The organism is Alteromonas macleodii, from assembly GCF_903772925.1.
Lineage (GTDB): Bacteria > Pseudomonadota > Gammaproteobacteria > Enterobacterales > Alteromonadaceae > Alteromonas > Alteromonas macleodii_A.
In genome coordinates, this window is the sequence record NZ_LR812090.1 from 4,640,075 (window position 1) to 4,665,060 (window position 24,986).

Sequence of the window (24,986 nt, forward strand, 5' to 3'; positions counted from 1 at the left end):
GAGAAAAGAGATGGAGCGACACAGTGTAAACTCTACACTGTGTTGCCAATAAGTAACATTTTAACCAACCGAAACTGAGCGCTCAAAGAATGCATTTACATCTATTTTGTAGTCTGAAGCGATAACAGCCTTTGTGATGCTTACGGTTTTATCTATAGATAGGTCAATATCTTTCGGTGTTAAATAATGACTGTTACGGACGGAATAGAAAACCTTTACCAATGGTGTAAGAGGTGAACCTTTCTGTTCCAGTACCATAGCTAGCCTTTCATTAGACAGTAATACTAGGCTACCTACGGGATAAACACCTAAGCATTTTATGAATTGCTGAACAAGCGACTTATCAAGTCGGGTGGGGGCATCATTCATTAAAATAGAGAATGCTTTTTGGCTAGACATACCTGCTTTGTAGACCCTATCCGCAGTCAGCGCATCGTACATATCTGCAATAGCCAACATACGTCCTGCTTTGCTAATGTCGTCACCCTTGGTTCCGGCTGGGTAGCCTAGACCGTCTAAACGTTCATGGTGTTCACTAATCGCCTGTATAAGCGGTTGCGCTATGTCTGTCTCTTTTAGATAGTCTACGCCGTGCTTTACATGCCCCTTCATAATATCCATTTCGCTATCTGTTAAGCGACCTGGTTTATGAAGTATTTCATCTGGAATTTTTATCTTGCCTAAATCATGCAAAAAACCCGCGTAAGAAAGATCTTGAACCTCTTCTTCTGACATACCTAAAAACTTGCCAAAATTCGCTAACAGAATAGCAACGTTAAGGGAGTGTTCTAGTAAGTAATCATCTTTTTCGCGAATTTTAGTTAAGCAAAGCAGCGCATCAGGATTTCTATCAACTGACTCCACCAGCTTGCTCGAAAATGCTTTTGGAATGCTTGCATCAAAAGGTGTTTCCTTTTGAACACTAGCAAGCAAAAGCTTTTGAATCGCTTTGCCTTGTTCGTGAAGTTTAGATGCCCTCGTTAGCTCATTTTCAAGGGAAACTTTTTTAGCTTTTTCAGCCTTATTCGAATTATTTGGCTTACTATTGCCCGTAGAAGAAGTCGAATTATTACTAGGATCAAATGCTTTCTCAGTATCGATTGCTAATGTTTTTACGCCTTGCTTTTTCAATACATTAACGACATCGTTTGATATAACACGCCCTTGGCTTTTAACTGTTAAAGTACCTTTTTGCTCTAGTATTTGATGAACAAACATACCCGGTATTAGCTGATCTATCGTAATCTTTTTAATCATTCTAAATGCACAACACTATTTTCCAAATGCAGTTCGGTGCTATTAAGGAGTTTCATAACTGCAAACCCTAATACTCTAACTCTACCAGTATAGTGTGTAAATCTGGCATCCATGCGAATTTTCTCATATTGACCCGGTTATTTTTAACTACAACACCTTCCGCTGTTAAACGCTGTCGTTGCTCCTCTGCTTTTTCCGAGCCAGCAGGAAAAGCAATTTTTCCGTCACTACGTAATACTCTATGCCAGTTACAGTCTATGTTTATATCTCTTAAACATTTTCCCATCATTCTTGCTCTGCCAGGTAACCCACATAAATCAGCGAGTTGGCCGTAACTAATTACATGTCCTGATGGTACGTAAGAAAGCGTTTTCTCTACTCTAGATTGTACGGCTTCACCTGCCATGTTGTATATTATCCTATCTGGTAAGTTGCGCTGTTAAATAGGTGATTGCGATAAATGAACGCAGTTAGCATTGTAAAAAAAGGTAGAGAAATTAGGTAATGCGCCTTTATTGTAAAAAATGTGGATACCCCGAAGCAACGTGTATCTGCGCCCATATTAGCACTGTGAATACGTCGTTGAATATCATCATTATTCAGCATGAAAAAGAAGCCTATCATGCGAAAAATACTGCAAGGCTAATTTCTTTGTGTATTCCAACAAGTCGTATTGTTCTTACAAATGATGCGCAAGCTATGGATAGCTTGCCCAACGAGTGCTCTCTAGAACATACAGCACTCATGTATCCCAGTGATACCAGTATGCCGATAGAAAGAACTGCACCAGAAAGACTAAAGCAATTGTCTACCTTGTTGTTAATAGACGGCAGTTGGAAACAGGCATTCGGCATAGTTAAACAACATCCATGGCTCGCTACTTTGCCTACATTTCACTTTTCGTCGGCGCCAACGTCTAATTATGCAATCCGCCACACAAAATTAGAGCACGCGCTCTCTACACTCGAAGCGACTGCCTATGCGATAAGTTGTTTAGAAAAAACCGACGTATCTGCACTTCACGAAGCACAGTGTGCCTTACAAAAACATTGGCAAGGGCCAAAGTCCCATAGAAGACAAATCTAACGCTTAGAAGGCCACAGGCCTTTCTAAATGTTCATTGGTATAAAGCCTTTGTGCTCTTTAATTAAACTTATCCAATGGCGAATAGCAGGGTACGCCGACAAGTCGAAGCCGCCTTCATGAGCTACATGGGTATAAGCAAACAGTGATATATCAGCTAAGCTAATAGTATCGCCTATCAAATAGGGTGTGTTATTAAGTTGATGTTCCATTACCTCAAGCGCTCGGTATCCACCCGCTTGCTTAGACTCATATTCCGCTTTTCTGTCATCAGGCAACCCTAAATAGATATTAATGTAGCGGGCAACGGCGATATAGGGTTCGTGGCTATACTGTTCGAAAAACTGCCACTGTAACAGTTGCGCAAAGTGATAGGGGGAAGAGGGAACGTAGGGCGTATTAGAAGCAAGGTAATGCATGATAGCGTTTGACTCTGACAACACCCTGCCGTCATCGAGTTCAAGTATGGGAATTTTACCGTTAGGCGTTTTTTCAAGAAAGGACGGCGCTCTGGTCTCCCCCTTCATAATATCAACATCAACCCATTCACAGGCTTTGCCTAATAGAGAAAGCAGCAATTCGAGTTTGTAGCAGTTTCCAGAACGTTTATCGCCGTATATTCGCACAGTGGTAATCTCAATACAGTTAGGTAGAAGGCAACATGCAAGTGTTTCAGCTTAAGCTTGCTGATTCACTTAGCTACATTAACCTTTATCTATACACGCAGTAAAATTAGAATTGCAGTATTTTTCTTTCAGGCCAAGTAAATATTCTATTTCTTTGCTTCTTTCTGACGTCACGCTTTCTTTGATTAGGCGATCTATCCTTCTATCTAAATCGCTCGCCAGTAACAGCTTTGTCTTACCTAATCTACGATAATAATTGATTAACGGCGAAACGAGTAGGAGTGTTAAAAACAGGCATAATGAAGATATAAAAACCATATCAAACAGATGAACCGATAAATTTATCCAAAATACAGGCATTATCAAGAACACCAATAATGTTGTAGCTATAGTGATAGCGGCAACGGTTATTACGCTTTTATACATCCTTATTTTGACGATAAGCTCCATACCTTCAGTATTGAGAAATGTCCTTAGGTGCCGGTTTACTGTCGTTATTTGGAATATATATAGGGACATGAGTAACCAGAAAGGTATAGCTCCCATTGCAACGATGAAGACCTCTTTCTCGTTAATTCTTGAGATCAGTCCTTCAGTTACCATGTACAATATAGGCATTATAAAACCTAAAGACACTGACCAAATTAGGTGTTTTTTAAATTGCTCTGACAAAGCTTTTCTATGTAGCCAAAAATCATGACGTCGTTTAGTTAATTCAAGGATAAGCAAAAGATGCTTGGCAACACTCTTTTGAATGACTCTAATAGATAAAAGAAACGCGCCACTAAGCAGTGATGTTCCGATTGCAGTATTAAAATCTCTCTGTGCATCCAGAGAGGCGATATCTAACTGTATGGTGCCGCCAATAATGTGTAGTACGATCATGGAGGTTGCAAGCAGTAAAGGATACGTTAGGTTTTCTAGTAAGTTAACTTTATTCATAAGAGGAAATTAGAACCATACCCCAAGAAACAGTTATTAATAATACGCAAGCAATAAACCTTATTTTATCTTTAACCCCGAATAGGTTCATCGATAGCGAATTTATCCTTTCTAAATCTTGTTCGTACAACACTAGCTTTTCTGAAGAGATCTCTTTATTTACTAACACATTAAGTTCTTCGCATTTTTTATTTTTACCTTGAAGCCACTTAGATTGTAATTTTAGAACAGGATGAAATAGGTAAAACGCGATAATGGATAAAAACAGTAACGTCATAGCAATATCTAAAAAAGGAACGTTTTTGTTAACCCAAAATATTGGGAAAAGAGAAAATGCTCCAATGGACAAAGTCGCGTTAATTAAGGATAAACGGGCCAAAGAGGAGAGAGAGTTTAAATAGTCAATGTAGTTCTCAGTCTGACTTAGTACGTATTTTTTTAAATAGTTTACGTTTGACGTTGATTGAATTAAAAAGAGAAAAAACAAAAACCAAAAAAGTACTGCACATCCTGTAATCACGTATTGATACCACTTTACCTCGGAAAAAAGAAGGTTTTCTATAATTACGTACGTTACCGTCGCAAAAACAGCAGTAATGAGGCTATTTATGATGTGTAGCTGAAATTTTGTGAAAAGTTTTTGCCTATGCTGACTCAAATGACTCAACTGATTTGTTTTTACCAACATTGAGATCAGTGTGCTTAGTACATTCTTATGATTCAATTGTAAACAAAACCAAAAATATCCAGAAAGCAAAGTCATGGCAATTGCAGAGTTAAAGTCTCTCTGTTCGCGAACGCTTCCGTCACTATCCAGCGCTAAAGCACCACTAACGTAGTGTACAACTAGAAGAACAACAACCAATAAGAATGGATACAATCCTATAAATACACCGTTATGCGCATTTGAATATGGATTTAATTTCATTATTTAAATAATTATTTAAAGGTAGCTCTTCCTGCTTTCAATTAATTTAATAAACTCGAAAGAAGCATACCCATGGGCTACTGATAACATCACAACCTTAAGCTTTAAAGCCTGCGTAAGCAATATAAATAAACGTAAGGGAATGTGAACGTTTACTTTTCGTTCGACAATAAAAAACCCGCCAGTTGGCGGGTTTTTTCAAAGCTGTGCTTTTTACTTGCGTAACTTCTGAATAAGACGAAGTTGTGCAATTGCTTCTGCAAGCTCGTGAGCTGCTTCTGCATAGTTAAAGTCAGCGCCTGGATTGGCGATGTGCTCTTCTGCACGTCGTTTGGCTTCTTGTGCTGCCTGCTCGTCAAGATCTTCAGCTCGAACCGCGGTATCAGCCAGTACGGTAATGTTGTTAGGCTGTACTTCTAGTACACCACCTGCAACATAGATAACTTCTTCTTCACCGTGCTGTTTAACCAAACGCACCATACCAGGTTTAATAGCAGAGATAAGTGGCGCGTGACCAGGGTTAATACCCAGCTCACCTTCGCTACCTGTCACCTGAATCGATTCAACGCGTCCTGAGAAAATCGCTTTCTCCGCGCTTACTACGTCCAAATGTACTGTCATTGCCATGTGAACCTCCTGATTAGGTACGTTAGCATGATGCTAGGCTAGCTAATGCTAGCCCCGCTATTATGCTTTCTTGGCTTTCTCTAGCGCTTCTTCGATAGAACCAACCATGTAGAAGGCTTGCTCTGGAAGGTGATCATACTCACCGTCTAGAATGCCTTTAAAACCACTGATTGTGTCTTTTAGCGATACATATTTACCAGGTGCACCGGTAAATACTTCTGCTACGAAGAACGGCTGAGATAGGAAACGCTGAATCTTACGAGCACGTGATACTACTTGCTTGTCTTCTTCAGATAGTTCGTCCATACCTAGGATCGCGATGATGTCTTTCAGCTCTTTATAACGCTGAAGAACAGTCTGTACGCCACGTGCTACGTCGTAGTGCTCTTGACCGATTACTAGTGGGTCTAACTGACGAGACGTTGAATCTAGTGGGTCTACCGCAGGGTAGATACCAAGAGAGGCGATATCACGAGAAAGTACTACCGTTGCATCCAAGTGAGCAAAGGTTGTCGCTGGAGATGGGTCAGTCAAGTCATCCGCAGGTACGTATACCGCTTGGATTGACGTGATTGAGCCAGTCTTCGTTGACGTAATACGTTCCTGAAGTACACCCATTTCCTCTGCAAGAGTAGGCTGGTAACCTACCGCAGATGGCATACGACCTAGAAGTGCTGATACTTCAGTACCTGCTAGTGTATAACGATAGATGTTATCTACGAAAAATAGAACGTCACGACCTTCGTCACGGAACTTCTCAGCCATAGTTAGACCGGTAAGTGCAACACGTAGACGGTTACCCGGTGGCTCGTTCATCTGACCGTATACAAGCGATACTTTATCAAGTACGTTTGAATCGTTCATTTCGTGATAGAAATCGTTACCCTCACGAGTACGCTCACCAACACCTGCGAATACTGAGAAACCGCTGTGCTCGATTGCGATGTTACGGATAAGTTCCATCATATTTACGGTTTTACCTACACCCGCACCACCGAATAGACCAACTTTACCACCCTTAGCGAATGGACAAACCAAGTCGATTACTTTGATACCAGTTTCTAGTAGTTCTACCGAGCTAGACTGATCTTCGTAGCTAGGCGCTTCACGGTGAATAGACATACGCTCTTCTTCACCAATTGGGCCTGCTTCGTCGATTGGGTTACCCAATACGTCCATGATACGACCTAGTGTCTTCGTACCAACTGGAACCATGATTGGGTTACCGGTATTTTCTACTGTAAGACCACGTTTTAGTCCGTCAGTAGTACCTAGTGCGATGCCACGAACAACACCGCCACCTAATTGCTGTTGCACTTCCAGGGTTAGACCTGACAAGTCACCTTCGGTAACTTGTAGTGCGTCATAAACTCTTGGTACCGCATCTTGTGGAAACTCAATGTCCACAACGGCGCCAATGATTTGGACGACCTTACCTTGACTCATAATTTGTCCTCGTTATCTCTTTTAAACCTTTGCCTACACCGCTGCGGCACCGCTAACAATCTCACTGATTTCTTGTGTGATTGCAGCCTGACGCGCTTTGTTATATACCAGTTGTAACTCATCAATAAGGTTACCGGCGTTGTCGGTTGCTGCCTTCATGGCAACCATTCGCGCAGCTTGTTCTGACGCCGCGTTTTCTACAACACCCTGATACACCTGAGACTCAATGTAACGAACCATTAGTGCTTCCAAAATTTCTTTTGGATCTGGCTCGTAGATGTAGTCCCAACGATGTTGATATTCTTCGTCTTCTGACTTTGGCAAAGGCAATAACTGATTGATCACAGGTTTCTGTGTCATGGTGTTAACGAAGTCATTGAATACCAAGAATACTCGGTCAATTTGTCCTTCGTCGTACGCTTTAAGCATAACGCGTACAACACCCACTACATCGCTCACAGACGGCTTGTCACCTAAACCAGATTCAGCAGCAAGCAACTTGCCACCAAAGCGGTTGAAGAAACTGCACGCTTTAGAACCTAATGCAGCGAAATCCACTTCTACACCCTGTTCACGCCATTTTTTGACGTCTTGAGTGACGAGCTTAAATTCATTGGTGTTCAAGCCACCACATAAGCCTCGGTCAGTGGAAATCACAATGTAACCGACGCGCTTGACTTCACGCTCTTCCAAATAAGGATGGCGATATTCAAGGTTACCGTTTGCAATGTGACCAATCACTTTAAGCATATTTTGTGCATATGGACGGCCAGAAGCCATGCGTTCCTGCGCCTTTTTCATTTTAGACGCAGCAACCATTTCCATCGCACTGGTAATCTTCTGAGTATTTTTGATACTCCCAATCTTACCTTTTATTTCTTTACCGCTGGCCATGACTATCTCTCCGATTACTCAACGAATTGCGCTGGTGGTTAAACACCAGCACCATTGATTACCAAGTTTGTGTCGCTTTAAAGTTTGTTAAAGCGTCGTTCAACTTAGAGGCAATCTCGTCGTTGTAGTTACCTGATTCGTTGATAGTCTTCATAAGGTCAGCGTGTTCGCTGTTCATGTAAGAGTGAAGAGCGGCTTCAAAATCTAGGATTTTGTTAAGCTCGATACCCTTAAGGAAACCTTTTTCTACCGCGAACAGAGATACACCCATATCAGCAATTGAAAGTGGTGCGTACTGCTTCTGCTTCATTAGCTCAGTTACGCGCTCACCGTGCTCAAGTTGCTCACGAGTTGCGTCATCAAGGTCAGAAGCAAACTGCGAGAACGCCGCAAGTTCACGATACTGAGCTAGGGCTAGACGGATACCGCCACCCAACTTCTTGATGATTTTAGTCTGTGCAGCACCACCAACACGAGATACCGAGATACCAGCGTTAACCGCTGGACGGATACCTGCGTTGAACAAGTCAGTTTCTAGGAAGATCTGACCATCGGTAATTGAGATTACGTTAGTTGGTACGAATGCAGATACGTCACCAGCTTGCGTTTCGATAATAGGAAGCGCAGTCAATGAACCTGTCTTACCTTTCACTTCGCCATTAGTGTAACGCTCAACGTATTGCTCGTTTACACGTGCAGCACGTTCTAGTAGACGTGAGTGAAGGTAGAATACGTCACCTGGGTAAGCTTCACGACCTGGTGGACGCTTAAGTAGTAGTGAGATTTGACGGTAAGCAACAGCTTGCTTAGACAAATCATCATATACGATTAGCGCATCTTCACCGCGGTCACGGAAGTATTCACCCATAGTACAACCAGAGTAAGGCGCTAGGTATTGAAGCGCTGCAGACTCAGAAGCAGATGCTGCAACCACGATAGTGTGGTCAAGGGCACCGTGCTCTTCTAGTTTACGTACTACGTTAGCGATAGTAGACGCTTTCTGACCAACCGCTACGTACACACACTTAATGCCTGTACCTTTTTGGTTAATGATAGCGTCAACAGCCATTGCTGTTTTACCACACTGACGGTCACCGATAATAAGCTCACGCTGACCACGACCTACTGGGATCATGGCATCAACTGACTTATAACCAGTTTGTACAGGCTGGTCTACTGATTGACGTTCAATTACGCCAGGAGCAATTTTTTCAACTGGCTCGAAACCAGCTGCGTCGATTGCGCCTTTACCATCAATAGGCTCACCTAGTGTGTTTACAACACGACCAAGAAGTGCGTTACCTACTGGTACTTCAAGAATACGGCCAGTAGATTGTACTTTATCGCCTTCTTTCAGGTCCGCGTAAGGACCCATAACAACTGCACCTACAGAGTCTCGCTCAAGGTTTAGTGCAATTGCGTAACGGCTTCCAGGAAGCTCAATCATTTCACCCTGCATTACATCTGCAAGGCCATGAATGCGGATAATACCGTCAGTTACTGCGACGATAGTACCTTCATTACGTGCTTCACTGCTTACATTGAACTGTTCAATTCTTTTCTTGATCAGTTCAGCAATTTCAGTGGAATTAAGTTGCATGCTCTTATCCCCGTTATGCTTGCAACGCGTCTGCTAGACGGTTCAATTTCGACTTTACGGAACCATCAATTACTGTATCACCGGCATTTATTACCATTCCAGCGATCAGGGCAGGGTCCACGTTACAATTAAGCTTCACTTTACGTGCCAAACGTTTTTCCAAAGATGCTACCAATTCATTTGTTTGGGCATCAGTCAGCGTAGATGCTGAGGTTACGTCCACTTCTACTTCTTTATCGTAATCCGCTTTAAATGCGTCAAACAAAGTAGAAATTTCAGGCAACGCGGCTAAACGTTTATTCTCAGCCAGAACCTTTACTAGGTTTTGACCGTGTTCGTCGAGTTGCTCACCACACACATTATTAAAAATGTCGGCTAGCGTATCAGCGGCGATAGCACCAGTTAGCAACTGGTGCATATCTTCATTTACTGCTACTTCACCTGCAAAGGTGAGCATTTCTTGCCATTTTGCAACGGCATTTTTCTCGACAGCAAAATCGAAAGCAGCTTTAGCATAAGGACGAGCAACAGTAGTCAATTCAGACATGGCTCATCTCCCAATTAAAGCTCAGCGACAAGTTTTTCAACAATGTCGTTTTGTGCGTTAGCATCGATTTCACGTTGTAAGATTTGCTGTGCGCCAGCTACTGCAAGTGCAGAAACCTGCTTGCGCAAATCTTCTTTGGCACGATTGCGTTCAGCTTCAATCTCGGCATAACCAGAAGCGATAATTTTTTCGCGTTCCGCATGACCTTTTTGCGTTTCATCGTCAACCAATTGGTTGGCACGCTTTTTAGCCTGCTCGATAATTTCAGCTGCTTGCGCTTTCGCATCTTTAAGCTGCTCTGTAGCTTTCGCTTGAGCAAGCTCTAGGTCTTTCTCTGCACGTTCAGAAGCTTCAAGCCCATCGGCAATTTTCTTCTGACGTTCTTCAATCGCTGCCATTAGTGGAGGCCATACATATTTCATGCAGAACACCACGAACACAGCGAAGGCGATTAATTGACCAATAAAAGTGGCGTTAATATTCACTATCGCCTCTCCTCATAAAAGTTCGCTAGAGTATGAATTAAAGTAGGTACTGAGGTGGAGCGAACAATAGGAATAGTGCGATACCAACACCGATCATCGCGATAGCATCGATAAGACCCGCTACGATGAACATTTTAACTTGTAGTTGTGGTGCAAGTTCTGGTTGACGAGCAGCAGACTCTAGGAATTTACCACCTAGAAGACCGAAGCCGATAGCGGTACCAAGAGCACCCATACCAATTAGGATAGCAACTGCGATTGCAAGCATGTTTAAATCTCCGATTTAAAGTTTAGTTAAGGTTAATGTTTAAAATAAAACTCGGTTAAAAACGGTACCGGCAAATGTATTCCCGGTACCCGTTAATTCTTAGTGGTCTTCAGCAGCTAGGCTTAAGTACACGATGGTTAACATCATGAAGATAAACGCTTGAAGTGGAAGAACCAAAATATGGAACACAGCCCACATGAAGTGCAGTGGAAGCTGGAAGTAGCCAATCGTCGCGATAAGGATGAAGATTAGCTCACTCGCGTAAAGGTTACCGAACAAACGCAGCGCTAGTGAAAGCGGGCGCGCAAGCAAAGTAACCGTCTCAAGAATGAAGTTCACCGGAATGAAAAGCGGGTGACCGAAAGGCTGCATAGTCAGCTCTTTAGTAAAGCCACCAATACCTTTCATCTTGATTGAGTAGTAAAGAATTAGGATGAATACACCCGCTGCTAGTGCAAACGTAAGGTTAAGGTCAGTGGTTGGTACTGCCTTCATGTATACATCGTGAGGGTCCATACCAAACGCTGAAGAACCAATTAGGCCCGCGATGGTAGGTAGCAAGTCAACTGGAACAAGATCCATAAGGTTCATTAGCAATACCCATACAAAGATGGTCAGTGCTAATGGCGCGATAAGTGCGCTCTTACCGTGGAAAGTGCTTTTCACGTTATCATCGACAAACTCAACGATTAGCTCGACAAACGCCTGCATTTTTCCAGGTACGCCAGTTGTCGCTTTTTTCGCTACGCTTCTAAAGATGAAAAGGAAAAGTAAACCAAGACCAATAGACCATGCCAACGTATCGACATGCCATGCCCAAAAACCAGCATCAGAACACGCTTTATTAAACGCAATTCCGTTGTCAGTTGAGCACATGGTGGCATTGGTCAAGTGGTGCTTGATGTATTCTGAGGTAGTATATTCAGATGCCATTGTTTAACCCAAGTTGTAAAGTGTAAAAATTTGGTGACTGGTTCTTATATCTCATCGGTCGAACACATGGTTTTCGTTATCGCAACGCCTAGCGTTGTCTTTATTGTTTCGTACCGTAATGAAACATAGCTAGCCCGTGGCTAGCGGTTGTAATTACAAACGCCAGAAAGATTTCTAATGGCGTGGCGTTTAGACCTTTAAAAGCAATTACAAATAAAATAATTGTCAGTGCCAGCTTCAATTTTGAGCCTTGGCTAAAACTTCGCGCAACAAGTTGGTTTTTACTCGCCCCTGCGTAACGAAACGCAAACGCTGCAAATGCAATATTGGGCAGAATGCTAGTTAATGCACCTGCCGCTGCTGATACAGCTGAATGAGCTCCCCCAAAAGCGCCTGCAATGACCGTAACGAGCAATGCCGTGACAACCTGAAAAAGTAGCCCTTTTTTAGCGAGGTCTAGCCCGCGTTTTGCTAACTTGTTCGTCACTTTTACTCGCAGCTTGTTCACGTCTTACAAAAAGCGTCAGAAGTATACTGTTTTACCGACAATTTTCAACAGTACAACGCTTTTTGAAAGTTATTCTGAAAATTTTCTATTGCTATAACCGGAAAGCAGAGTGTCCGGTGTTAGCACCGAACAGCGTATCAGTTGCGGGTAGGCAAAGGAAAAACCTTAATCCTTATTATCTTAACCTATTGAATTTTAGAAATAATTCCGTCTAATTGTTCAAGATCGCTAAAACTTATCGTTAGCTTACCTTTGCCTTTAGCGTTATGGTCGATGACCACAGGCGTGCCTAAATTTTCTGAAAGCCGAGTCATAAGATTTTGAACATCAGGATCAACTTTCTTCTCAGGCTTTGGTTTAGCAGGCTCTAATAGCTTTTTCACAAGCTTTTCGGTATCGCGAACGGTTAACCCTTTGCCTGATACTACTTGCGCCGTTTCTGACTGAGTTTCACCTTCTAGCGCTAACAGCGCTCTAGCATGACCCATTTCAATGTCGCCATGTTCAACCAACAGCTTCACGTCGTCGTTCAAATTGTTCAGGCGAAGTAAATTTGTCACCGTGGTGCGTGATTTGCCCACTGCTTCAGCAACTTCTTGATGAGTTAACGCAAATTCGCTCATTAAACGGTCTAGAGCCTGAGCCTCTTCCATTGCATTGAGGTCTTCACGCTGAATATTTTCGATAAGCGCAATGGCAACGGCGGCTTCATCAGGTACGTTTTTGACTAAACACGGCACTTCGTCTAGTTGTGCTAGCTGTGAAGCGCGCCAGCGACGTTCACCAGCAATGATTTCATAACGGTGCTCGTCGACTTTTCTGACTACAATAGGCTGAATTATACCTTGTGCTCGAATTGACGAGGCTAATTCTTCTAACGCCTCAGGCGACATGTCTTTACGAGGCTGATATTTGCCTGGCACTAAGTATTCAATAGGCAGTTTGCTTAACTCGCCGTTGGTTGAATTTACCTCGGCGACATCTTGTTCTTTCTGAGCAGATGATTGGCTGGTTGCGAGTAGCGCATCTAAACCGCGGCCAAGGCCTCTTTTACGTGCTGACATAGTGTCCTCTATGGCATGTGCTGATGGTATTCAGCTTATTGTGTTTAACTAGCTTTTGCCTGTTTAGGCGATGTTTTGTCCCTACGGCGCAGTATTTCACCGGCCAATGCTAGGTAGGCTTTAGCACCTGTCGATGACTTATCATAGTACATCGCTGGCGCACCGAAGCTTGGCGCTTCAGCTAAGCGAACATTGCGCGGAATAACCGTACGATAAACCTGTTCGCCAAAATGGCGCTTCAACTGTTCTGAAACGTCGTTAGCTAGGCGATTGCGCGGGTCGTACATAGTACGCAATACGCCTTCAATCTTCAATTCAGGATTCACCACTGATGCCAATTTTTGAATGGTATCCATAAGGGCCGTAAGCCCTTCAAGTGCATAGTATTCGCACTGCATAGGCACCATTACCGAATCAGCTGCAGCTAAGGCGTTCACGGTTAACTGGTTGAGTGAAGGCGGGCAGTCGATAAAGACAAAGTCGTAATAGTCCATAACTGGCTTTAGCGCATTGCGAAGCCTTACTTCACGGGCAAACATTTCCATCAGCTTAATTTCTGCTGCGGTTACATCACCGTTCGCGGCGATGAGATCGTACTTACCGCTTGTCGCTTTAACGATAACGTCGTTAATGGGCTTTTCTTCAATCAACAATTCAAATGCCGTAGACTCGACGTCGTATTTATCAACGCCGCTTCCCATGGTGGCATTACCCTGTGGATCGAGATCAATCAGCAACACCTTGCGTTTGGTTGCTGCCATTGACGCTGCCACGTTAACTGCGGTGGTTGTCTTCCCAACACCACCTTTTTGATTCGCGATCGCGATTACCTTAGCCACGTTAGATCCTGTTTTCGTCTTTTTCTATTTTTTGGCTATTTCTTTTTAAGCCAAACCAGATGTCTTTCACCTACTAAATTTGGCACAGTGAGGTTTTCTGTCTTACTCACATGGAAGTGATCGCTCACTTCTTCTATCTCATCTTTTGGAAACTGACCTTTAAGCGCCAAAAATTGCCCTTCAGAATCTACCAGATGCTGACACCAGTGCAACATATCTTTTAGCGAAGCGAAAGCTCGACTTAGCACAATATCATAAGGCGTGTCGCCATTGTGCTCTTCTACGCGGCTTTGTACTGGAGTTACGTTAGTTAACCCCAGTGTATGCACACATTGCGTCATAAATCGTACGCGTTTACCCAATGAATCGAGCAACGTAAAAGATTTATCTGGAAAAGCGATAGCTAAAGGCATACCCGGAAGACCAGGGCCTGTACCAACATCAATGATATTGTCACCCTCAAGAAAAGGGACAATCGCTAACGAGTCCAGAATATGTTTTACCATCATTTGCTTTGGATCCCGAACGGATGTGAGGTTATACGCCTTGTTCCATTTATCCATAAGCAGCACATAGTCGACTAACTGTTGATGTTGCTTGTCACTCAAATCAAGTGAAAGAGCATCAAGTCCAGAAACCAAAATGGTGTGCAATTCTTGCTGTATCGTCATTGAAAAATCTGTCTGTTCGCGTTGGAGTCTTTGTTTTAACTTAGTCTTTAACATAAACATTAGCGGCGAACCGCAATTTGTTTTATGCATTTGTCACACTTTTATCATCGCTGATCAATGCGACTTATTCACGTACAAATTTAATGTACTTTGAGTAAAAGCCGCACGACGCTAATAAAGAGGAACAATAGAACTGTATGAAAGCGCCTAGTTTTTCTAGTTTTCGCATAATTGAGGCAATTATAACTAGCATAATACGCGAATAAATAGGAAAAACTAAGCGCTGCGAGTAGCTTGATGAATCAAGCGCGTGTTTTACGCACTAATTTTTTCTTGCTTGCGCAACATGCCGTGTTTTTTAAGGTAAACCAACAGCAAAGAAATGGCCGCAGGCGTGATACCAGAGATACGCGAGGCCTTACCGATTGTTTCTGGTCTAGCTTCCGTTAGTTTGGCAACCACCTCATTCGATAAGCCAGAGATCTTGCTGAAATCCATATCAACCGGAAGCAGTGTATTTTCGTGTCGCTGCGTTTTGGCGATTTCATCCATTTGACGGGCGATATAACCCGCATACTTAATTTGAATTTCAACTTGCTCTGCCGCTATCGGATCATCAAGACCAGGACCTATGCTCTCAATTTCCATTAACTGACTATAAGTCATTTCAGGTCGGCGTATCAGTTCTTCAAGAGAATGCTCGCGGCTCACCGGATTTTTCAACATAGGATTGAGTTCAGGTGTAGCTGCGTGATCAGGGTGGATCCACTGTCCGCGTAGACGCTGTAGCTCGCCTTCAACCGCTTCCATCTTCTCGTTGTACTTCGCCCAGCGGGCATCATCAACAAGACCAACCTCGCGGCCCATCGACGTTAGACGACTATCAGCATTATCTTCACGAAGCAGTAGTCTGTATTCAGCGCGACTTGTAAACATGCGGTAGGGCTCTTTCGTCCCCATAGTGGCTAAGTCGTCGATAAGTACGCCCATGTATGCTTGGTCTCGGCGTAAAATCAGTGGATCTTTCTCTTGAACTTGCAGTGCCGCGTTTGCACCCGCTACAAGGCCTTGCGCACCCGCTTCTTCATAGCCAGTGGTACCGTTAATCTGACCTGCAAAGAACAAACCTTGGATGAATTTAGTTTCCAATGTTTGCTTTAAATCACGAGGATCAAAGAAATCGTACTCAATCGCATAACCTGGGCGAACAATATGCGCATTTTCAAAACCTTTGATCGAACGGACAAGATTCATTTGAACGTCAAAAGGCAAGCTGGTTGAAATACCGTTTGGATAAACCTCAATACTGTTTAAGCCCTCTGGCTCAACAAAAATTTGATGCGATGTCTTGTCAGCAAAGCGTGTGATCTTATCTTCAATGCTTGGGCAGTAACGCGGACCGATACCCTCGATTACGCCAGTGAACATTGGTGAGCGATCTAATCCACCGCGGATAATATCGTGAGTTTTTTCATTGGTATGTGTGATGTAACACGGGATTTGGGTAGGGTGCATACTTCTATCACCCATAAACGAGAATACCGGCGTTGGATTGTCACCAGGCTGAGGTTGCATCACAGAAAAATCTAATGAGCGTGCATCAAGTCTCGCTGGCGTCCCCGTTTTTAAACGCTCAACGCGAAACGGAAGTGCACGAAGTCTTTCTGCAAGAGCAATAGACGGTGGATCGCCCGCACGACCGCCGCGATAGTTCTCAAGACCAATGTGAATGGTGCCGCCAAGGAAGGTGCCTACTGTGAGCACAACTGACTTAGCTTTGAATTTCAGTCCCATTTGCGTAACCACACCGCAAACCTGATCGTTTTCAACAATAAGATCGTCGACGCTTTGTTGGAATAACGTCAGGTTTTCTTGGTTTTCAACAATGTCACGAATAGCATTTTTATACAGTGTGCGATCAGCTTGTGCACGAGTAGCGCGTACTGCTGGGCCCTTTGAAGAGTTCAATGTTCTAAATTGAATTCCACCTTTGTCGATAGCCAGTGCCATAGCGCCGCCTAACGCATCGATCTCTTTTACAAGATGGCCTTTACCGATCCCGCCGATTGCTGGGTTACAGGACATCTGACCGATCGTTTCGATATTGTGAGTTAGTAAAAGCGTATTTGCTCCCATGCGAGCAGCTGCAAGTGCCGCCTCTGTACCTGCATGTCCACCACCTACAACGATGACATCAAATGCTTCAGCATAAAACATGGTTAAACCTCACTATTAACTTACGATAAGCCGATTGAAAACTAATTTTTCTCAAGTAAAGACTGTCGAAAAAAGGGCGCGTATTTTATCTGACTTATTGGATAAAGAAAATGATTAAATTTTCCTCAAAACCTGTTTTTGAAAAGGTGTGATCGGATTATAAGATCTTAAGATCTCTTTTAGATCTGTTTATTTTTACTTTTATTAGGATCATGAAGATCTGTGGGTAACCGATCAAAGCACATAAAGATCATCAAGTTACGCGATCAATAACATTGGGAAACCCCGATTCATAACCCTACTTCAAACTTGTGTATAAATAGCCTTTTTATCCACACCCTGATTTGTTTTAAAAGTTATACTTTTTTGGATCAAAGCTTATACACAGTGGTTTGTAGGATCCTATCCACAGGGGTGATCAAGATGTGATCCAACTGGGGATAAAATGTTTGCTATTTATGTATTGTGATCTAAAGATCGTGTAACTGCGCGTGTTATAGCGTGATCTTATTGTGGAGGAGATCTTTTCCAAAAGCTGTGATTAGATCGCCAGATCTCGTTAATGTGTCTTTTAAAAAAAGTGCGCAATTTTATAAACAACGAAATTATTTTCTTCAAAATTAGCTATTTCTCTCAATAAAAATATCTGCACTGCCCAAAATACAGTCACATTTTAAAGCAGAATATGAAGCAGTAAGATGATTCAATGGTATAAATCAACGGGTTCGATGTGTGTATTTACGTTTTGGAACAGCATTACGTGATTGAACGACTGGACAACAGATTGATTGATCCAATCTCAATTAATACCAAAACGCATAGATAATTACCCACTCAGAAGGCGCTGGCGAGTTTCCTAACGAAGCGTGGGAATGCGGATTCGTATAACACAAACTGTAAAGAGAAGAAGCGTTTTTAAAGGATAAAACGAAGAATGAGCAATAAACTGAAAAGGCGTAAACCAGGTGCTGTTAGCGCACCTGGTTAGGTTGATAGCGGGGCTGTGCTACAGAACCTTGCATATCCTCTTGTTCGATAGTTAGGCCTTCACGGCGGCTTGGGCCTTGGAATCGAACCTTGTAAGTGTCGTACTCTTTAATCGATTCGAAACAATAACGACCAAGGGCATTTTCTAGTTCGGCTAAGTTGTGATTAGTGATTAAGATACAGTTTTTCTTGTTCACTAAGCGCTGTCTGAGTAAGTTCCCAAACCAACTCTGTGCGTTTTTCTTAAGTGCTGATTCGTTAACACAGACCTCGTCTAAAATAAGCAAATCTACGTCTAAAAGCTCTTGGTTAATCTCTCTGAAACGCTGACTAGCATTATCGGTAGCAGAGAAATCAAAAGAAAAATTGCGCATTTCGAGCAGAGTCGAAAGCTGACGGTATAGCACAGAGATCTCATATTGCTCGATAAGTTGATGGGCAATAGCACCTGCAATATGAGATTTACCGCGACCATAATCGCCGTAGAAAATCATCATATGAGAGCCACTTTGGCGCCAGGCTGGATCATCATGAGCAGCGATAAAGGATTGTGCAATAGAAACCGCTTCTATGACATCGTCACTGTCTTCCACCAAGTTGGCAAACGTCCACTTCGGATTTAAGTCAGAACGGCCATGAATAGCTTCTACACGCGCTTTCTTACTGCGCTGCTGTAGTTGTGACACTTCCTCGTTAGCTTTCGCTTCATACTGCTTGCGCAGCGTTTTGTAGTCGATGTACTCACCATTGGGATCGACATCTTTTTTTAGCGCTTTAGCAAGATTAGCAATTTTGTCAGTTATACGATCCATAATGAATTAACTCTTCTTTGTTGCGGCATACTTTTCAACCAGCTTTCTTGCATTATCATCTGCTTCTATGCCGGCTGCAACTTTCACTTGCTGCGTTCCTACCACTTTTGTTGGAGCATAGCCTGAAGCCAAGCGCTTTCTCTTGATATTGTTAGCGAATTTTTGCGTCCATTGAAATTCACTAAACACAGAACTCGGTCTTCCCAACCAGTAGGCGATGAATTCACCCACCTCATTATCATCGAATGTTTTGTCGATAATACCAAGTAGGGAGGCCATTTCTTCAAACAGCGCTTTATTAGGCGTCCAATGTGGGCTCATGGAACTATGACGAGCATGAAGCTGTTCAAAGTCTGACTGCGGCTCGCTTAAAAGCGGAAGAAGAAGGGTTTTCCCGTTAATTGTGTGTTCAAGGTCAAGCTCAAGGGGCAGGGCTACCAAACCCACTTGTTCAAGCTGTCTTACTAAACTGTTGATCTGGCGGCCACGCTGATATGGTTCTTCTTTGTCGTCGCCGTTTAGTAAATTTAATAGCTGCTTGTAATCAATAGGCGCGGACGATGTGGTCGCTGAATTCGCATTTGGGCGAAGGCCCAGTAAATAAAGGACCCTACAGTCGTTAGAAAGAGGGGACTGTAGTACAGCGAGTTCAGCTTGGGTAAGATTGCTGTTCATAGTGCAATGTCCACATTAATGGTGTTGTTAAGCATTTGTCAGCTTTTCTTCAAACCATTCTACTGCAGCATCTTCAGGAATAGGATGTTCAAGCACATCTATGTAAAGGGCATCAGTGATTAATGCACCACCAGCGTTTTTTATGTGCTTCTCCATTTCTTTCGCACCGAAACAAAAGGTGTCGTAGCTGGTGTCGCCCAGACCAATAACGTAGGCGTTAACTGAGCTTAGATCAGTATTTTCTAGCTGTTTTGCAAACGGTTGGATATTGTCAGGTAGTTCACCTGCACCATGGGTAGACGTACATACGATCCACGTTGAGTCTGTATTGATCTCTTCTAAACTCGGTTCAGCATGAATAGTGTAGGTGTGCCCGCTTGCATCAAGTTTTTCTGCAATGGCATCTGCTACGTACTCTGCGGCACCTAACATGGTGCCAACAATTATTTCAAAGTGCTTGCTCATTAATGGGTTACTTCTCTATTTACAATTGTCGTCTTAACGCAAGTTAGTCTTATTTGTTAGGTTATTTACCATCTTACTTAACACTTTATTGGTTACGCTACTTGCCGATACAAAATGAGGAAAAAATCTTGCCAAGCAAATCGTCGGATGTGAACTCACCAGTTATCTCACATAGCGCCTGATGAGCCAAACGCAACTCTTCAGCCAATAATTCACCGGCCATGGCGTCATGTAGCTGCTGTTCACCTGTGCTTACATAGCTGTAGGCTTGATCAAGTGCATCTATGTGTCGTCTTCGCGCTATAAACTGACCTTCGGTGGTCGTATCAAAACCCATAGTTTTCGCTAAATGTGCTTTTAGCGTATCGACACCGCTACCTTCTTTGGCAGATAAGTTGATCACTGAGATATCGCCTTGTTCGGTAGCAACCGTGCTTTGTCCGATATCTAAGGTACTTAGGTCCGCTTTATTGCGCACCACTGTAACCGGGATCCCTTGTGGCAAGCGCGCCATAAATTCTGGCCAAATTTCATAAGGGTCGATAACTGACGTTGCGGTAGAATCCACAACAAACAACACATGGTCACCTTCGTTAATAGCTTGCCACGCACGCTCAATGCCTATTTGCTCTACTTTATCTGGGCTTTCACGAAGACCAGCAGTATCGATAATATGCACCGGCATACCATCAATGTGAATGTGCTCTTTGAGTACATCGCGTGTAGTACCGGCAATATCAGTAACAATAGCGCTATCCCGTCCTGCTAAGGCATTTAGCAAACTCGACTTACCCGCATTAGGGCGCCCCGCAATCACCACCTGCATACCCTCACGCAGCAAGGTTCCTTGCTTGGCTTGCTCGCGCACTTTAGTTAGACTCTGCATGATGGCGCTTAAATCACCCGATACTTTTCCATCAGACAAAAAGTCGATTTCTTCTTCAGGAAAGTCAATGGCGGCCTCTACGTACATACGAAGATGTACAATTTGGTCAGACAACGTTTGGATTTGTGTGGAAAACTCACCCTGTAGTGAACGCAACGCACTTTTGGCTGCCTGTTTCGAGCTTGCATCAATTAAGTCGGCAATTGCCTCTGCCTGTGCAAGATCTAATTTATCATTCAAAAAGGCCTGTTCACTGAATTCACCCGGATTGGCCAAGCGAGCATGACCTGTAGCTAGTACAGCATCAATCAGCATATCCATCACTACCTGACCGCCATGGCCCTGTAATTCAAGTACATCTTCACCGGTAAACGAATTTGGACCTTTAAAAAATAGGGCTATGCCTTGATCTATTACACTTTTGTTAGCGTCAACAAACGGCGTATAGGTTGCAAGACGAGGTGTCAGCTCACTAGGAACTAATGCCTCAGCTATAGCTTTAGCTTTCGGGCCAGATACGCGCACTATACCCACGCCGCCACGACCGGGCGCTGTCGCTTGTGCGGTAATGGTGTCTGTAGAAAGGGTGAGTGATTCCATAAATTAGTCGCGGAAGTTCTTAAATTGAAAAGGTTGACCTAAATTCGATTCTTTTACGAGTGCAATTACTTGCTGTAAATCATCGCGCTTTTTACCAGTTACGCGAAGCTCTTCACCTTGAATGGCGGTTTGCACTTTAATTTTGGCGTCTTTAACCAGCTTTACAATTTTCTTTGCTGTTGGTTGTTCAATACCTTCTTTAAACGCAATGGTTTGGCGATAAGTTTTGCCATGTGCGTCATAAGGCTTCACATCCATCGAAGAGGTGTCTACATTGCGCTTAGACATCGCCGTTCTAAACATACTTTCCATTTGCTGAAGTTGGAATTCAGCTTCGGCTTTCATAACCACGGTTTTATCTTTGTACTCAAAGCTCGCGTCAATGCCGCGAAAGTCAAAACGCGTTGATAGCTCTCGGCTTGCGTTCTCGGTGGCGTTACGAACTTCTTCCATATTGATTTCAGAAACAATATCAAATGATGGCACAGGTTAATCCTCTATCTTTTAAGACAAAACAGCCCGCATAGGCGGGCTGTATAATTTATTGATCAGCGTGTTATTTATTGCTGATGCCCCGCTTCTCCATGGAAGCATAAATCATTTTGGCTTGAACCAAGGTAATCACATTACTTACTAGCCAGTATAGTACCAGACCCGCAGGGAACCACAGGAAGAAAACACTCATTGCTACCGGCATCCACTGCATGATTTTTTGCTGCATTGGATCAGTAATGGTGGTCGGCTGAAGCTTTTGCAACAGGTACATACTTGCGCCTGTTAGAATAGGCAGTACAAAGTATGGGTCCTTTGTAGAAAGGTCAGTAATCCAAAGGACAAAGTCTGCGTGGCGTAGTTCAACACTTTCCATCAGTACCCAGTAAAGGGCTAGGAAGATAGGCATTTGCAGAAGAAGGGGTAAACAGCCGCCCATCGGGTTTACTTTTTCTTTGCGGTATAGCTCCATCATGGCTTGTGACATTTTCTGTCTGTCATCGCCAAAGCGGTCTTTTAGCTGCTGCATCTTAGGCGCTAGGTTGCGCATGCGTGCCATTGATTCATATTGCTTCTTGGTTAGCCAGTACATTGCACCTTTCACTACAATAGTGATAAGGATAATTGCCACACCCCAGTTATTAACTAAGCTATGCAGGAACGTAAGCAGAGCAAACAGCGGTTGTGAAATCCAAAATAGAATGCCGTAATCAACAGTCAGGTCTAAACCGCGAGCAATCTTGGCAAGCTTATCTTGGTCTTTCGGGCCCATGTATAGGGTAGACGCAATCGTTTTAGTTTCACCAGGAGCAACGCTTTCAGAAGGTGATAACACACCAATTACAGCGTACTGATTTTTTAAGTTACGTGAATAAAGCGTATTCGTTTGTTCTTGTGAAGGTACCCATGCTGACACAAAGTAATGTTCAAGCATGCCAACCCAACCCGCTTTTGTGGTTTCGCGAAGGTTGTCATCTTCAATCTCGTCAAACGAGTACTTCTGGTAGCGGTCATCTTCCGTTGAATAAGCAGCCCCACGGTACGTTGGCATAAACATGTTACCATCGTCTTCAAACTCCATCACTTGCTTAAGCTGCGCGTACGGCTGAACCGTTGCTGCGCTGCCGGTACCATTTTCAACACTATAACTTACGTTTACGTCGTAGTGACCTTTAGTGAAAGTGAAGGTTTTGGTGATAGCCAAGCCCTGATTGTTTTTCCAAGTAAGTGGAATAACAAGGGTGTCGCCCGTCATTTCATAGAATTCATTTTGCGCGTTGTAAACAGGGCGGCCACTGCTGCTTGCATCCGGACCCTGTGCGCCAATAAGACCGCTTTGCGCTACATAAAGACCGTTCCCAGAGCGAAGCAGGCTGTAAGGAATGTCTGAACCTTGTTCTACTGGAAACTTAAGTAAGTCTGCTGATACTACATCACCGCCTAACAAATCGATGCGTAAATCTAGCGTATCGGTTTTTACTTCAATAATACGGTTTGTGTTTTGCGCCGCAGCAATAGGCTGTGCAGCGGGCACGCTATCACTGCTAGGTACATCTTCACTACCATTGTCATCAAATGAAGGTACACCTTGTGATGTTTCTTGCGTTTGTTGTTGCTCAACAGGTACAACTGGCTGCGGCCCATAATCTTTTTGCCATGATTGCCAAAGCAAAAAGCTAACTAGCGCTAGGCCAATTATCAGAAAACTACGTTGCGATTCCATAGAGGTCTCTTTATTTTGAGTGTTTATCTTGTTGTTTTTCCGGCACTGGATCATATCCGCCGGCATGCAAAGGGTGGCATTTTAATATGCGTTTAATAGATAACCAACCGCCTTTTACTAATCCGTGTGTTTTTAATGCGTCTATAGCATACCAAGAACAAGAAGGATGGAAACGACATCGTTGCCCTAATATAGGGGAAATGAACCATTGATAAAATTTTATCAAGGCCAAAGGCACAGCAATTAAGAGTTGCCGCAACGCTTGTTTAATTTTTTCCATAGCTTGTCCAATGTAGCGAAAACTTCTTGGTTGCTAAGGTTGTCAGCGCCTGACTTGCCAATAACGATAATATCGACATTGGGTAAGTTGTGCTGCTTATGCCGAAAACTTTCTCTGACTAATCGCTTTAACCGATTTCTATCGTGAGCTTTACGAATACGTTTTTTAGCAAGCGTAATACCCAAACGAGGATTAGAGAGTGTATTTTTTCGAGCTAGAACAGTAAAAGAGGGGGATACAGCAGGGATTGCGTCATCAAACACATAGGTAAAGTGGGTGGGAGTTAACAGACGCAACTCCCTTGAAAAATTATTCTCACCCACTTTTGGCGTCTTTCTAATTAAGCAGAAAGACGAGCGCGGCCTTTTGCACGGCGAGCTGCTAGTACTTTACGACCATTTTTAGTCGCCATACGAGCACGAAAACCGTGAGAACGCTTGCGCTTTAGATTGCTCGGTTGAAATGTTCTTTTCATGACCAAAGTCTCACTTATATTTAGTTAAACATAGGCGTTTTTGGTAACACATTATACTGTTGCCAGAACAATGTGGTGTTTTCACCAGAAAAGCCCATCGAAAAAGGACGCTGAATTCTAGAGATCTCGGGGCCTGCTGTCAATGGATATTCTCGCTTTTCGGATGAATAAGTGAACAATTTATGCTGTTTTTTGAACGATAACACTGTTTTTTACACAATTTACTTGTGAATAACGCATAAATTTGACTCAGGTTATCCACAGCAGATTGTGAAAAACATGACGTTAGATATAAATTGCAAGGCGATCTAGCGGTTTTCTTAGTGAAATTTAGATTGATTTTTTCTTGTTATAGTTAGATTTGATCTAAAGGTTAATGTCAATCAATTCAAGGGTTTAAGTTTTTGATCGAAAAGATCGATCGGGATCGCCATTTACATTGTGTTGATAACGTAAGATAATCCACAGCGATTAAAACGAAAACTTAAATTTCTCGCTGCTACTCTACACCTCCAACGCTATTTTCTTCTAATGGCGCGCTTCAGTGCCTGCTATTCTATGCTTGGCTTTCAAAAGGGTGTTTTTTTAGCGAGTTAAGGGAGCTAACAACGTACCATGTCCTTGTGGAACCAATGTCTTGAAAGACTGCGTCAAGA

At 43.1% G+C, this 24,986-nt stretch carries 28 protein-coding genes; 1 reads left to right on the plus strand and 27 read right to left on the minus strand.

Annotated elements, in window-relative coordinates; translation table 11 throughout:
- Window positions 1-60 precede the first annotated feature (60 nt).
- Window positions 61-1,257 carry a cyclic di-GMP phosphodiesterase gene (locus PCAR9_RS19885; protein ID WP_179985089.1) on the minus strand — a complete coding sequence of 399 codons (1,197 nt, stop codon included), beginning with the start codon at window positions 1,255-1,257 and terminating at the stop codon, window positions 61-63.
- A 67-nt stretch (window positions 1,258-1,324) separates the two neighbouring features.
- A complete protein-coding gene (locus PCAR9_RS19890; RefSeq protein WP_179985090.1) occupies window positions 1,325-1,663 on the minus strand; it encodes an MGMT family protein in 339 nt (112 codons plus the stop codon).
- 98 nt (window positions 1,664-1,761) lie between these two features.
- On the opposite strand from PCAR9_RS19890, the gene PCAR9_RS19895 reads away from it, so the two are divergent.
- The gene (locus PCAR9_RS19895) at window positions 1,762-2,343 is read left to right on the plus strand and encodes a tRNA-uridine aminocarboxypropyltransferase (protein WP_179985091.1); all 582 of its coding nucleotides are present in this window, start codon (window positions 1,762-1,764) and stop codon (window positions 2,341-2,343) included.
- Between the two features lie 23 nt (window positions 2,344-2,366).
- Here PCAR9_RS19895 and PCAR9_RS19900 read toward each other — a convergent pair whose 3' ends face one another.
- The 25 genes from PCAR9_RS19900 to rpmH all read right to left on the minus strand — a co-directional run bounded on the left by PCAR9_RS19900 (window position 2,367) and on the right by rpmH (window position 24,330).
- Window positions 2,367-2,966 (minus strand): glutathione S-transferase family protein, encoded by a 600-nt coding sequence (locus tag PCAR9_RS19900; protein WP_118491064.1) that lies wholly within the window; start codon window positions 2,964-2,966, stop codon window positions 2,367-2,369.
- Window positions 2,967-3,044: 78 nt separating this feature from the next.
- A complete protein-coding gene (locus PCAR9_RS19905) occupies window positions 3,045-3,908 on the minus strand; it encodes a hypothetical protein (RefSeq protein ID WP_179985092.1) in 864 nt (287 codons plus the stop codon).
- Window positions 3,901-4,836 (minus strand): hypothetical protein, encoded by a 936-nt coding sequence (locus PCAR9_RS19910; RefSeq protein ID WP_179985093.1) that lies wholly within the window; start codon window positions 4,834-4,836, stop codon window positions 3,901-3,903. Before PCAR9_RS19910 ends, PCAR9_RS19905 begins: the two co-directional genes overlap by 8 nt.
- A gap of 213 nt (window positions 4,837-5,049) precedes the next feature.
- A complete protein-coding gene (locus PCAR9_RS19915; protein WP_012520215.1) occupies window positions 5,050-5,463 on the minus strand; it encodes a F0F1 ATP synthase subunit epsilon in 414 nt (137 codons plus the stop codon).
- A gap of 60 nt (window positions 5,464-5,523) precedes the next feature.
- Window positions 5,524-6,909 (minus strand): F0F1 ATP synthase subunit beta, encoded by a 1,386-nt coding sequence (gene atpD / locus PCAR9_RS19920; RefSeq protein WP_179985094.1) that lies wholly within the window; start codon window positions 6,907-6,909, stop codon window positions 5,524-5,526.
- A 33-nt stretch (window positions 6,910-6,942) separates the two neighbouring features.
- Window positions 6,943-7,803, minus strand: coding sequence for a F0F1 ATP synthase subunit gamma (gene atpG, locus PCAR9_RS19925; RefSeq protein WP_012520217.1), 861 nt, complete (start codon window positions 7,801-7,803; stop codon window positions 6,943-6,945).
- Between the two features lie 58 nt (window positions 7,804-7,861).
- Entirely contained in the window at window positions 7,862-9,403 is a 1,542-nt protein-coding gene (gene atpA / locus PCAR9_RS19930; RefSeq protein ID WP_179985095.1) for a F0F1 ATP synthase subunit alpha, read from the minus strand.
- A gap of 13 nt (window positions 9,404-9,416) precedes the next feature.
- Window positions 9,417-9,950 carry a F0F1 ATP synthase subunit delta gene (gene atpH / locus PCAR9_RS19935; protein WP_025257159.1) on the minus strand — a complete coding sequence of 178 codons (534 nt, stop codon included), beginning with the start codon at window positions 9,948-9,950 and terminating at the stop codon, window positions 9,417-9,419.
- Window positions 9,951-9,964: 14 nt separating this feature from the next.
- Window positions 9,965-10,435 carry a F0F1 ATP synthase subunit B gene (gene atpF / locus PCAR9_RS19940; RefSeq protein ID WP_179985096.1) on the minus strand — a complete coding sequence of 157 codons (471 nt, stop codon included), beginning with the start codon at window positions 10,433-10,435 and terminating at the stop codon, window positions 9,965-9,967.
- Between the two features lie 37 nt (window positions 10,436-10,472).
- Window positions 10,473-10,703 (minus strand): F0F1 ATP synthase subunit C, encoded by a 231-nt coding sequence (atpE, locus tag PCAR9_RS19945; protein ID WP_075177146.1) that lies wholly within the window; start codon window positions 10,701-10,703, stop codon window positions 10,473-10,475.
- A 99-nt stretch (window positions 10,704-10,802) separates the two neighbouring features.
- Window positions 10,803-11,636 (minus strand): F0F1 ATP synthase subunit A, encoded by an 834-nt coding sequence (gene atpB / locus PCAR9_RS19950; RefSeq protein WP_136782406.1) that lies wholly within the window; start codon window positions 11,634-11,636, stop codon window positions 10,803-10,805.
- A 100-nt stretch (window positions 11,637-11,736) separates the two neighbouring features.
- Window positions 11,737-12,123, minus strand: coding sequence for an ATP synthase subunit I (locus tag PCAR9_RS19955; RefSeq protein ID WP_179985097.1), 387 nt, complete (start codon window positions 12,121-12,123; stop codon window positions 11,737-11,739).
- Window positions 12,124-12,329: 206 nt separating this feature from the next.
- On the minus strand, window positions 12,330-13,208 hold the full coding sequence (locus PCAR9_RS19960; protein WP_179985098.1) for a ParB/RepB/Spo0J family partition protein: 879 nt from the start codon (window positions 13,206-13,208) through the stop codon (window positions 12,330-12,332).
- 44 nt (window positions 13,209-13,252) lie between these two features.
- Window positions 13,253-14,047, minus strand: a complete 795-nt coding sequence (locus tag PCAR9_RS19965) for a ParA family protein (RefSeq protein WP_179985099.1) — start codon at window positions 14,045-14,047, stop codon at window positions 13,253-13,255.
- A 35-nt stretch (window positions 14,048-14,082) separates the two neighbouring features.
- Window positions 14,083-14,718: a 16S rRNA (guanine(527)-N(7))-methyltransferase RsmG gene (rsmG, locus tag PCAR9_RS19970; RefSeq protein WP_179985100.1), complete on the minus strand. Its 636-nt coding sequence runs from the start codon at window positions 14,716-14,718 to the stop codon at window positions 14,083-14,085.
- 315 nt (window positions 14,719-15,033) lie between these two features.
- Window positions 15,034-16,935 (minus strand): tRNA uridine-5-carboxymethylaminomethyl(34) synthesis enzyme MnmG, encoded by a 1,902-nt coding sequence (gene mnmG, locus PCAR9_RS19975; protein ID WP_179985101.1) that lies wholly within the window; start codon window positions 16,933-16,935, stop codon window positions 15,034-15,036.
- 971 nt (window positions 16,936-17,906) lie between these two features.
- Window positions 17,907-18,734, minus strand: coding sequence for an ATP-binding protein (locus PCAR9_RS19980; protein ID WP_071960318.1), 828 nt, complete (start codon window positions 18,732-18,734; stop codon window positions 17,907-17,909).
- Between the two features lie 6 nt (window positions 18,735-18,740).
- Window positions 18,741-19,409 (minus strand): DnaT-like ssDNA-binding domain-containing protein, encoded by a 669-nt coding sequence (locus PCAR9_RS19985; RefSeq protein WP_179985102.1) that lies wholly within the window; start codon window positions 19,407-19,409, stop codon window positions 18,741-18,743.
- Between the two features lie 27 nt (window positions 19,410-19,436).
- The gene (gene mioC, locus PCAR9_RS19990; RefSeq protein ID WP_179985103.1) at window positions 19,437-19,874 is read right to left on the minus strand and encodes an FMN-binding protein MioC; all 438 of its coding nucleotides are present in this window, start codon (window positions 19,872-19,874) and stop codon (window positions 19,437-19,439) included.
- Between the two features lie 97 nt (window positions 19,875-19,971).
- Window positions 19,972-21,360 carry a tRNA uridine-5-carboxymethylaminomethyl(34) synthesis GTPase MnmE gene (mnmE, locus tag PCAR9_RS19995; RefSeq protein ID WP_179985104.1) on the minus strand — a complete coding sequence of 463 codons (1,389 nt, stop codon included), beginning with the start codon at window positions 21,358-21,360 and terminating at the stop codon, window positions 19,972-19,974.
- Window positions 21,361-21,363: 3 nt separating this feature from the next.
- Window positions 21,364-21,846: a YajQ family cyclic di-GMP-binding protein gene (locus PCAR9_RS20000; protein WP_118491035.1), complete on the minus strand. Its 483-nt coding sequence runs from the start codon at window positions 21,844-21,846 to the stop codon at window positions 21,364-21,366.
- A gap of 70 nt (window positions 21,847-21,916) precedes the next feature.
- A complete protein-coding gene (yidC, locus tag PCAR9_RS20005) occupies window positions 21,917-23,575 on the minus strand; it encodes a membrane protein insertase YidC (protein WP_179985105.1) in 1,659 nt (552 codons plus the stop codon).
- A 10-nt stretch (window positions 23,576-23,585) separates the two neighbouring features.
- Window positions 23,586-23,834, minus strand: coding sequence for a membrane protein insertion efficiency factor YidD (yidD, locus tag PCAR9_RS20010; RefSeq protein ID WP_205422076.1), 249 nt, complete (start codon window positions 23,832-23,834; stop codon window positions 23,586-23,588).
- Window positions 23,819-24,178 (minus strand): ribonuclease P protein component, encoded by a 360-nt coding sequence (gene rnpA / locus PCAR9_RS20015; protein ID WP_179985106.1) that lies wholly within the window; start codon window positions 24,176-24,178, stop codon window positions 23,819-23,821. The genes yidD and rnpA overlap by 16 nt, the downstream gene beginning before the upstream one ends.
- Window positions 24,179-24,195: 17 nt before the next feature.
- Entirely contained in the window at window positions 24,196-24,330 is a 135-nt protein-coding gene (rpmH, locus tag PCAR9_RS20020; RefSeq protein WP_014290886.1) for a 50S ribosomal protein L34, read from the minus strand.
- Between the last annotated feature and the right edge of the window lie 656 nt (window positions 24,331-24,986).